This window comes from Nostoc sp. DedQUE09 (genome assembly GCF_034530915.1).
Classification (GTDB): domain Bacteria; phylum Cyanobacteriota; class Cyanobacteriia; order Cyanobacteriales; family Nostocaceae; genus Nostoc.
On sequence record NZ_JAVRCE010000120.1, the window covers coordinates 1 to 10,046 of the forward strand.

The following is a 10,046-nucleotide window of genomic DNA, read 5'->3' on the forward strand; positions in this document are numbered from 1 at the left end:
AGTTCAAAGACTCATTCACGAGTATAAAAGACTCGTTAACGGAGTTCAAAGACTCGCTCACGAGTATAAAAGACTCGCTCACGAGTATTAAAAAGGTAAAGACTAGAATGATTTTGAATACTACAAGTTAGGAAAGTGGTGCGTTACGCCAAGGGCTAACACACCCTACTAAAACTACTGCTAAAAATAGAAGTTGGAATACGAGTACATCAAGCTTAGGTTGATATTTATTATTTGTGCTGGCGTAATTGCTCTACTATATATTCTTCTAGTTCTTGTTTTTCTCTATTACTGGCATTTCGTTGATAAGTTCTGCCTGTTTCTTGCATAAACCTACGTTTCTCACTAGGAGAAGATTTGAGCTTACTTCCCGATGCTTGCAGCTTTTGCTGTAATTCTTCCCAAGTCTTCTCACCTACACTTTCACCTAGTTTTACCAGTGCTTTGGGTAGTAATGTTTTTGCCTCTCTTTGAAAATCTTCTTCTGTTTCAAGGGAAGCGAAATCTATTTTGCTGAAGTCGAGATCGATGTTAAATTTACTCATAGAATTGTATTTGTTCTTTTAACGATTATTGCCACAATAGGAATCTGCGAAGATTACTTCTCGACATTTTTTTTGTCAGATGATGAGTATCAGAATTGAAATATATCAAATTATCAGTCTGCAATCCACCAAAATCCTCAAAAACACAATTCTTTATTTGTGCATCTTGGCTCAAATAATGGTTATATCTCAGACAATCATTGATTTTAGCGATTTTTAAAGAATAATTTAAGGCTTTTATATCAAAAGGAATATATATCTAGTGAATACAAGCCTAAGCAGGTTAGGAGTATTAAAAATGCTATCTTAAAAGCAAAGGTCATTTGCTCAATTTTTGAGGAAAACGCTATGACTACAACGCTCAAAGAACCTAATTCTATTGAGTCATTGCTAGGTAAAGAGGCTGAAGACCTGCTTACCTACAAAGCAAAAGTTTCTCGTGATTTAATACATTTGCCGGGCCCAGACTTTGTAGATCGAATCTGGCTCAACAGCGATCGCAATCCTCAAGTATTGCGTAATCTCCATTTACTTTACTCTACTGGTCGTCTGGCAAACACAGGCTATCTCTCGATTTTACCAGTAGACCAAGGGATTGAACACTCAGCAGGTGCGTCTTTTGCGCCCAATCCAATTTACTTTGATCCAGAAAATATTGTTAAGCTAGCGATCGCCGCAGATTGCAATGCTGTTGCTACCACTTTGGGAACATTAGGTATAGTTTCGCGCAAATATGCCCACAAAATTCCCTTTATTGCCAAAATCAATCACAACGAATTGCTAACTTTCCCCAATCAATTTGACCAGGTATTGTTTGCGGATGTAGAACAAGCTTGGAATTTAGGGGCGGCTGCCGTAGGTGCGACAATTTACTTTGGTTCCGAGAATTCTACCAGACAAATTCAGGAAATCAGCAAAGCTTTTAAACGCGCCCATGAATTAGGGATGGCGACTATTCTCTGGTGCTATCTGCGGAATAACGCCTTTAAACAAGACAAAGATTACCACGTTGCTGCTGACCTCACCGGACAGGCAAATCATTTGGGTGTAACCATTGAAGCCGACATCATTAAACAAAAGTTACCCGAAAATAACAATGGTTACGGTGCAGTTGCCAAAGCCAGTGGTAAGAGTTACGGCAAAACCGATGAGCGCGTTTACACAGATTTGACAACCGATCACCCAATTGATTTAACTCGTTACCAAGTGCTAAATTGCTACTCTGGGCGTGTGGGGTTGATTAATTCTGGTGGCGCGACTGGTAAAAATGATTTTGCCGAAGCAATTCGCACCGCCGTAATCAACAAACGCGCTGGTGGTTCAGGATTAATTTCTGGGCGAAAAACCTTCCAGCGTCCCTTTGAGGAAGGTGTAAAACTATTTCACACCATTCAGGATGTTTACTTGTCGCCAGATGTGACGATCGCTTAGGGATTGGGGGCAGGGGAGCAGCACTTCGGCTACGCTCAGTGACCGGGGGGCAGAGGAGCAGAGGGGCAGGGGAGCAGGGGGCAGAGGAGCTAGATGATGGAGATGAGGGGACAAGGAGATAAACAAAACTCCTAACTCTTAACTCCTAACTCAGCACTCAGCACGGGCTAAACGCCCCGCTACCGCTAACAGCACTCAGCACTCCTAACGCTCATGCCCCATTCCCAAGGAATTCAGAAAAGGCGAATCTTGGTAGAGATTCTGGGATATCCTTAGATAAGTGAAAGATTTGCCAAAAAATAGTAAGAATGAAGCTGGCAGCAAGAGTAAGTCAGGTAACACCTTCATTAACCTTAGCGATCGCAGCCAAGGCTAAGGCACTGAAGGCAGAGGGAATAGATGTTTGTAGTTTTAGCGCTGGAGAACCAGATTTTGATACTCCAGCGCATATTAAAGCCGCAGCAGTCAAAGCTTTGGAAGAAGGCAAAACCAAGTATGGTGCAGCAGCCGGAGAACCAAAGTTAAGGGAAGCGATCGCCCATAAGCTTAAAATTGATAACGGTCTTGATTACAAGTCTGAGAATGTGATTGTCACCAATGGCGGTAAGCATTCTCTGTACAACTTAATCGTGGCATTGATCGATCCAGGTGATGAGGTAATTATCCCCGCACCCTACTGGTTAAGTTATCCCGAAATGGTGACTTTGGTGGGTGGGGTTTCAGTAATTGTCCCTACAGATGCAACGACGGGTTATAAAATTACTCCCGAACAACTCCGTAAAGCAATCACGCCTAAGACGAAGTTATTTATCCTCAACTCTCCATCTAATCCCACGGGGATGGTTTACACGCCAGATGAAATTAAAGCACTGGCGCAGGTAGTAGTTGATGCAGATATCTTTGTCGTCTCAGATGAGATTTACGAAAAAATTCTCTACGACGGTGCAGAACATATCAGCATCGGTTCTCTTGGGAAGGAAATTTTTGACCGCACTTTGATTAGTAATGGGTTTGCGAAAGCTTATTCCATGACTGGGTGGAGACTTGGTTATTTAGCAGGGCCTGTGGAAATCATTAAAGCAGCGAGTTCCATCCAAGGGCATAGTACATCTAACGTGTGTACCTTTGCCCAATATGGTGCGATCGCAGCGCTACAAAGTTCTCAAGATTGTGTCGAAGAAATGCGCCAAGCCTTCGCCAAACGCCGCCAGGTAATGCTAGATAGACTCAACGCCATTCCCGGTTTGAGTACTGCAAAACCAGATGGCGCTTTTTATCTGTTCCCTGATATCAGCAAAACCGGTCTAAAATCCCTAGAATTTTGTGACGCTTTGCTGGGAGAACATCAAGTCGCTGTCATTCCCGGAATTGCTTTTGGCGCTGATGACAACATTCGCCTTTCCTACGCCACAGATATGGCGACGATTGAAAAGGGAATGGATAGATTAGAGAAATTTGTCAAGTCGCGTATTTAGTTGGTTGTCATTTGTCAGTTGTCATATCATGTCCGCCAAATTACCCATAATAAAAGAACCCCACCCCCAACCCCTCCCCGCAGGCGGGGAGGGGAGACAAAGCACAGCTTTGGCGGGGTGGGGTTCTTCGGATTTAATAAGCAATCAAGCGGACATGATATCTTTGTCATTTGTGAGGAGCATTTATCAACTCTTCAACTTTTTAACTCCACCTTTTCAACTCAGAACGGGTGGAGTTCATTTTTAAACCTCAAGTTCCGTGTTCGGAAGCTCAAGTCCCGTGTTCTGAAGCTGAAATTTCGAGTTCGGAAGCTCAAGTCCCGTGTTCTGAAGCTGAAGTTTCGAGTTCGGAAGCTCAAGTTCCATGTTCTGAAGCTGAAGTTCCGAGTTCGGAAGCTCAAGTTCCATGTTCTGAAGCTGAAGTTTCGAGTTCGGAAGTTCAAATTCCATGTTCTGAAGCTGAAGTTTCGAGTTCGGAAGCTGAAGTTTAGTGTTCCGAAGTTCAAGTTCCGTGTTCGGAAGCTCAAGTTCAAGAGGTGTTTAATAAAACATCGCTGGTTTCATTGGCTCTATATCATCTAAAAATAACTCACGGGATTCAAGATAATATAAAATTGCTTCAATAGGATCTCGTGTTTCGATTGGGTAATGCCTTTGCTCGTATGCTTTCACAAGCGTAGTTAAAACTTCCAAGCGGTCAAACTCTGGTGTATTGAGTTCTGCATCAAACAATCTTTCAATTTCATCAAGTGCAGCACGATAATCAGCTTCGGTGTGGATAAGATGGGTTTCAAGCATAGGTTATTACTCCCTCAAATACTTATTGCATCTACGTTGTTATATTCTTGAAAGAATTATGCCCGTGAAGGCAGTTACTCTGCCAACACCACCAATATGAACAAAATATACGAAAGAGCTTTGTCTCTTTATTCATAAAATATTGAAAAGTTTGATACCACCAAAAGTTTTGATTTCAACTTTTGGGTTTATATTTTTAGATTAGGTAACAATCGGGGATAACTAGGGGAGGCAAGTCTTGAAACTATAAATCAATACAGTTAACTTAACTGTATTGAACTATACTCCAGTCTGATGTTTTGTGTTTCCAGCTTAAAGTTTGCTCAGTACAAGTGCCCAATGCCCCCTCATCTCTACATCAACTCCATCTCTCGCAACCCCTGGCGTAGTCTTTTCGCCTCTTCGGGATTATACCTTTCGTGAAGAGCGATCGCTTTTTTAAAAGCTGCTAAACTATCTTGATGATTGCCAATTTTCAGCAACACTACCCCTAAATTTTGATATGCTTCGGCATAGTTGGGATTTAAGGTGATTGCATGTTGATAATATACGATCGCATCTGCAAATAAACCCAAAGCCTTAAATGTCATCGCCAAATTATAATGTCCAATAACAAAAGTAGGGTCAATTTTCAAAGCTGTGGCATAAGCAGTTTTCGCACCGTTGAAATCTCCTGCTGCTTTGAGTAAGTTACCCAAGTTGTTGTATGCTCCTAGTTTGAGCATGGGATAAATTGGCAATTTGATGGCAGCTTGATAGTGAGAAATCGCCTGTGGGGATTTTTGCAACCGACTGTAGGCAATGCCTAAATGATAGTGGAGTTCATATAAAATATCGTAGTTGTCTTCAGCAACGATGATTCCTCGTCTGAGCAAATCCATACCTTGAGAAATTTTTCCAGTTTGCACATACAACGCCCCTAATTTACTGCAAACATAAGGGTCATCAGGATGAGTTGCGAGGAACCCTTCCATCGCCGTAGCGGCTTTGGCATATTTGTTATTTTGAGCGATCGCACTTTTTTGATATCCTGTGTGTATAAGTGCAACCCCAGGTAAATAACCTATTTGCCAGTGGGGTTCTCTGGTTAAAATTTCTGATACACTATCATCTACTAAGGCATGGTAAGGACGGTCAAAACGAATATCTGGATGATTGCGGAATAGCCTGGAAACCAAAGAATAGGGAGATTGTTCTGCACCAACTTCCTGACGAACGAGGTTAATTAGCAGGTATTCATCTCTGGCGATCGCCTCTCGCAACTGCGGTACAATTGCTGGAGTCAAAGTTTCATCAGCATCTAATACCAAAATCCAATCACCAGTGACATATTTTAAAGCTGCATTGCGCGCAGCACTAAAATCATTAGACCATTTAAAATGATGGACTTTTGCACCAAGTTGTTGGGCAATGTTGGGAGTGCGATCAATTGAGCCTGTGTCCAACACTACCATTTCATCCACCACTTTTTTGACACTGCTTAGGCATTTAGGCAGCGTTGCGGCTTCGTTTTTCACAATCATGCACAGACTCAAACTCATAATTTAAAAATTGGGAGTGGGGAGATGAGGGGGATGAGGGGGATGAGGTGGATGAGGGGGATGAGGAAGATGTAGCTTTAGCTTCCCGCAAAGTGGGAGATGAGAAAGCAACATCTCTACTTCTTGTTCCCTTTGACAGTGATAGACTGTGCGTAGTGGAAGATTTGCCTCAATTGTGAAATGTTGCAATCAAGGCTTTTGTATGAAACAGAAACACTGACAAATGGTGTAAATTATGACAGTGTAATGGATAAACTGCCAATATAAATGACCAGTGTCAATTTATGCTGATCCATCTGAGTTTACAGGTAATATGAAATTGCTAGCGTAGCGCAGCCCGCACTTCTAGTTGGCTCAGTGACCATCCTAGAGATTGCATCAGGAAATATTACCTGAATCTTGATTGGACTAACTTAACTATTTAGCTGTTATTACCCATTTTTCAGGATGATATAACTATAATACACATTATCTAAATAGTCATATTATGTAATGAAAAACTCACTTACCAGAACAGCAGAATTACTTCGCCAAAATTTAAAAGAATATTTGCGATCGCTAAACCGTTGGTTTTTAGATACACCAGAAAGGGCACTTTTAGAAGCTTACGAAGCAGCTCAGAGAATTAAAAATATTGAGAACGAACATTTTGATCGTAAAAAAATATCTTTACAATCAGTAAATTATACTGAAAATGTCATGTCTTATTGGCAAGTATATCTTAATAAGAACCTAACTATTATTAAGATCAGGCTTGCAGAATTCCAGCTTAGTCGGGGAATTGTCAATATCTCTAATCCTGTTTTATTAGAAAAATTAAAGGTTATCGATGAAGTAGTAGAGAAGTACGCTATCAAAGATAAACCAGTTAATAATACTCAACTAGGGCCACATTCTCAGCATTTAAAAATCAATAGTAAAGAAACAGAAAAATATTTAAAATCATCTAATATCAATGAGACTGAAGTTAAACCTACAACTCAAAGGACTGGAGTTGATCCGAGTTCCATTGGTAAGAAAATTAATAAAATTCAACCCAGGTTTGCACCGCAGACAGAAGAAGAGTTTGTCAGAAATTATCGCACTTCTAAAAGTAGAACACTAATTGCCTTTAAATTTTTGATGATTCTAATTATTGTACCGCTTTTGGCTCAATCTTTATCTAAAGAATTTATAGTAATTCCAATATTAGAAAGAGTTAGAGGAGACAACGTAACTAAAGTTTTTCTCAATTCTGACATGGAGAAAGAAGCTCTCCATGAATTACATAATTTTCAAGAAGAACTGAGATTTGAATACTTGCTTAATCAAGCACCGCCCCTTTCTTCAGAGCTAATACAAGAAAAAATAAAAAGTAAAGCAGTTGAAATCTCTGAAGAATTCCGGAGAAAAAGTAATAGTAGTGTTAGTAATGCCTTTGCTGATTTAATCTCACTATTTTCTTTTGGAATAATTATCGCTGTGAGCAAAAGAGAAATTGCGATTCTTAAGTCTTTTATGGATACCATTGTCTCTGGTCTCAGCGATAGCGCTAAGGCTTTTTTAATTATTTTATTTACAGATATATTTGTAGGATTTCACTCACCAGATGGGTGGGAAGTCCTTCTTGCAGGGTTAGCAGAACATTTAGGTCTTCCACCCAGTCGAAATATAATATTTTTCTTTATTGCTACTTTTCCTGTAATTTTAAACACTATCTTTAAATACTGGATATTCCGCTATCTCAGTCGTTTATCTCCATCGGCATTAGCTACATTAAAAGAAATGGACGAGTAATTTGTAATTAGCCAACGCCTAAATTTACTTACTTTGAGTAAAGAATGTGTTTTTTCCCATAAATCAATTAATTACGAATTACGAATTATTTTCACGCATTTGTCTTTTGATTCGCTAGGCTATGTATATCCTGGTTTTTCCGAAGCGTACTATGGATTTTGAAAGCAAAGCTAATGCCTCAACTTCTACAGACAACAGAGAGTTTGCTCAACCAACTACTACCCGTAAACCGCTGGAATTGCTGCGAGATACCGAGGCTTTGCTTCGTCGCCCAACTGTAGCAAAACTGTCGCAGATTTTGCCACCAAAACTGAGCAATAAATTTCAAGCAACCTCATCTTTGGCAGATGACTCCTTTAAGGAACTGGCAGAAATTGACTTAAATACTATTAGTGATTTTGAACTGCGTCCCGCACGAATTCTTGTTGGCTTGAGCCTTGTTGGTTTTGGGGCACTCATGATATTGGTACTGCTGTTATACTTAAACACATTGCATCCAAAAACCAGTACAGTTATGGAGATTAGGCAATACTGGTATCAATATATTTGGTTTGTCTGTTTAGGTATTACGGGGATGTTTATCTTGGGACGTGAAGCAATGCGTCCTATGCCAAAGCGACGAAAGTAATGTTCGCGTAGCGTCTTTTTAATTATCCGCTCTAGTTAACTTTCAGAAATTAACATTTCAAAATATGTTTGCATATTAATTAGCTACAAGGAGGTTTTATACATGAATCATGATGCTTTCATTGTTTTGCCAGGTTCAAAGATTTCTTTGAAAAAAAACTATGACCCAGCTTATAAAACTGATTTTCATGAAAAAACTGATGCTGCGATCAAATTACAGGTAGATATTGAACGACTAGCTAATTACCAAAATATTCTTTATGCTCAAAATACATATTCTCTGTTGATTATTTTTCAAGCAATGGATGCTGCTGGCAAAGACAGCACTATTAAACATGTTACCTCTGGTGTGAACCCACAGGGATTTCAAGTGTTTAGTTTTAAGGGCCCCAGTGCAGAAGAATTAGACCATGACTACTTGTGGCGTTCGATGAAAGCTCTACCAGAAAGAGGACGAATTGGGATATTCAACCGTTCATATTATGAAGAAGTGCTGGTAGTTCGTGTTCATCCAGAAATGCTTCAGAAACAACAACTTCCTTACTTCCCCAATGGAACAAAGATATGGAAGCAGCGTTTTGAAGAAATTAATAACTTTGAAAAATATTTGGTTGATAATGGTGTAATTATTCTGAAGTTTTTTCTCAATGTTTCCAAGTCAGAGCAGAAAAGACGTTTTTTACAACGGATTGACTCTCCTGATAAAAATTGGAAGTTTTCAGATAATGATGTTCGAGAACGAGCTTTTTGGGATGATTATATGAATGCTTATGAAGAGGTTTTTAACAATACTAGTACTAAATGGGCACCGTGGTATATTATTCCTGCCGATCGCAAATGGTTTACCCGCCTAACCGTTGCCAATATTATCTGCACAAAATTAGAAGAACTAAATTTGCAATACCCAAAGGTTAGTGAAGAACATAAGCAGCAACTTTTGGAGGCGAAACGTATTCTAGAGCAGGAAGATTAACCTGTGAATTTGATAGGTAAAGGCAAAAAAATGCTGAGGTAGTTCAAATATACTGTATAATATATGTAGGTAAAAATAAGAAATTGTAACTTTATTAATGCTATTTGTAACTAAAGAAGTTACGCAGATAGTTATAAGCGCAAAATCATGATTGAGATGGCAGAAAATGCCAAAAATCATCTACCTCACTTTACTAATGCTGCCTTTGATATAGTGGCGATCGCAGCCTCAGCAGGCGGTGTGACTGCTATAGTTAAAGTGCTATCGACTCTACCTACAAAATTTCCAGCTGCGATCGCCATTGTGCAACACCTCGCTCCTGAACATCCGTCGTTCATGGCAGAAATTCTGAGTCGGCGCACAGATATTACTGTCAAACAGGCACAAGAGGGAGATTCTCTTAGCCCAGGAACGGCTTACGTTGCTCCACCCAATCGTCACTTATTGGTAAACGATGACGGTACACTTTCCTTATCACAGTCAGAATTAGTACATTTTTTACGTCCTTCGGCGGACTTATTATTTGAATCAGTTGCAGCCACTTACAAAGACAGAGCGATCGCTGTTGTGTTAACTGGAACGGGTAGCGACGGCGCGATGGGAGTAGAAGCGATCAAAAAAATGGGCGGTAATGTCATTGTCCAAGACGTAAAAACCGCCGAATTTTCCGGGATGCCCTCCGCCGCAATTCACACCGGCAATGTAGATTTTATTCTCCCCCTTGATGAAATTTCCAGCACCCTGGTGACTTTGGTCATGGGAGAATCTAACTAAGCTTAGAGGCAGAGAAGATTTATTTTAAAGTAGAATTTGGTGTCACCATAGTTTAATGAGCCTTTGATACTCATTAATGAGGCTTTGAACTCCTTTAATGAGCCTT

The 10,046-nt window shown here is 40.0% G+C and carries 9 protein-coding genes; 6 read left to right on the top strand and 3 right to left on the bottom strand.

Annotation, left to right across the window (positions count from 1 at the left end; translation table 11 throughout):
• Positions 1-230: 230 nt before the first annotated feature.
• The gene (locus RMY27_RS34995) at positions 231-545 is read right to left on the bottom strand and encodes a hypothetical protein (protein WP_322669385.1); all 315 of its coding nucleotides are present in this window, start codon (positions 543-545) and stop codon (positions 231-233) included.
• 348 nt (positions 546-893) lie between these two features.
• Here RMY27_RS34995 and RMY27_RS35000 point away from each other — a divergent pair, with 348 nt between their 5' ends.
• Positions 894-1,976 (top strand): class I fructose-bisphosphate aldolase, encoded by a 1,083-nt coding sequence (locus tag RMY27_RS35000; RefSeq protein WP_322669386.1) that lies wholly within the window; start codon positions 894-896, stop codon positions 1,974-1,976.
• Positions 1,977-2,284: 308 nt separating this feature from the next.
• Positions 2,285-3,451 (top strand): pyridoxal phosphate-dependent aminotransferase, encoded by a 1,167-nt coding sequence (locus RMY27_RS35005; RefSeq protein WP_322669387.1) that lies wholly within the window; start codon positions 2,285-2,287, stop codon positions 3,449-3,451.
• A 540-nt stretch (positions 3,452-3,991) separates the two neighbouring features.
• Here the strand turns inward: RMY27_RS35005 and RMY27_RS35010 are convergent.
• Together RMY27_RS35010 and RMY27_RS35015 are read right to left on the bottom strand one after the other, a co-directional pair.
• The gene (locus RMY27_RS35010; RefSeq protein ID WP_322669388.1) at positions 3,992-4,249 is read right to left on the bottom strand and encodes a transcriptional regulator; all 258 of its coding nucleotides are present in this window, start codon (positions 4,247-4,249) and stop codon (positions 3,992-3,994) included.
• A gap of 353 nt (positions 4,250-4,602) precedes the next feature.
• The gene (locus RMY27_RS35015) at positions 4,603-5,790 is read right to left on the bottom strand and encodes a tetratricopeptide repeat protein (protein WP_322669389.1); all 1,188 of its coding nucleotides are present in this window, start codon (positions 5,788-5,790) and stop codon (positions 4,603-4,605) included.
• A gap of 492 nt (positions 5,791-6,282) precedes the next feature.
• Between RMY27_RS35015 and RMY27_RS35020 the strand changes: the two genes are divergently transcribed.
• The 4 genes from RMY27_RS35020 (at position 6,283) to RMY27_RS35035 (ending at position 9,940) form a co-directional block, all read left to right on the top strand.
• Positions 6,283-7,566, top strand: coding sequence for a proton extrusion protein PcxA (locus RMY27_RS35020; protein ID WP_322669390.1), 1,284 nt, complete (start codon positions 6,283-6,285; stop codon positions 7,564-7,566).
• 151 nt (positions 7,567-7,717) lie between these two features.
• Entirely contained in the window at positions 7,718-8,194 is a 477-nt protein-coding gene (locus RMY27_RS35025) for a hypothetical protein (RefSeq protein WP_322669391.1), read from the top strand.
• A gap of 102 nt (positions 8,195-8,296) precedes the next feature.
• The gene (locus RMY27_RS35030) at positions 8,297-9,166 is read left to right on the top strand and encodes a polyphosphate kinase 2 family protein (protein WP_322669392.1); all 870 of its coding nucleotides are present in this window, start codon (positions 8,297-8,299) and stop codon (positions 9,164-9,166) included.
• 147 nt (positions 9,167-9,313) lie between these two features.
• Positions 9,314-9,940, top strand: a complete 627-nt coding sequence (locus tag RMY27_RS35035; RefSeq protein ID WP_322669393.1) for a chemotaxis protein CheB — start codon at positions 9,314-9,316, stop codon at positions 9,938-9,940.
• The last annotated feature ends 106 nt before the right edge of the window (positions 9,941-10,046 follow it).

What these genes read in the sequence shown, in the direction of transcription:
- RMY27_RS34995 (WP_322669385.1), bottom strand. Translation starts at nt 545, where the DNA reads ATGAGTAAATTTAACATCGATCTCGACTTCAGCAAAATAGATTTCGCT.
- RMY27_RS35000 (WP_322669386.1), top strand. Translation starts at nt 894, where the DNA reads ATGACTACAACGCTCAAAGAACCTAATTCTATTGAGTCATTGCTAGGT.
- RMY27_RS35005 (WP_322669387.1), top strand. Translation starts at nt 2,285, where the DNA reads ATGAAGCTGGCAGCAAGAGTAAGTCAGGTAACACCTTCATTAACCTTA.
- RMY27_RS35010 (WP_322669388.1), bottom strand. Translation starts at nt 4,249, where the DNA reads ATGCTTGAAACCCATCTTATCCACACCGAAGCTGATTATCGTGCTGCA.
- RMY27_RS35015 (WP_322669389.1), bottom strand. Translation starts at nt 5,790, where the DNA reads ATGAGTTTGAGTCTGTGCATGATTGTGAAAAACGAAGCCGCAACGCTG.
- RMY27_RS35020 (WP_322669390.1), top strand. Translation starts at nt 6,283, where the DNA reads ATGAAAAACTCACTTACCAGAACAGCAGAATTACTTCGCCAAAATTTA.
- RMY27_RS35025 (WP_322669391.1), top strand. Translation starts at nt 7,718, where the DNA reads ATGGATTTTGAAAGCAAAGCTAATGCCTCAACTTCTACAGACAACAGA.
- RMY27_RS35030 (WP_322669392.1), top strand. Translation starts at nt 8,297, where the DNA reads ATGAATCATGATGCTTTCATTGTTTTGCCAGGTTCAAAGATTTCTTTG.
- RMY27_RS35035 (WP_322669393.1), top strand. Translation starts at nt 9,314, where the DNA reads ATGATTGAGATGGCAGAAAATGCCAAAAATCATCTACCTCACTTTACT.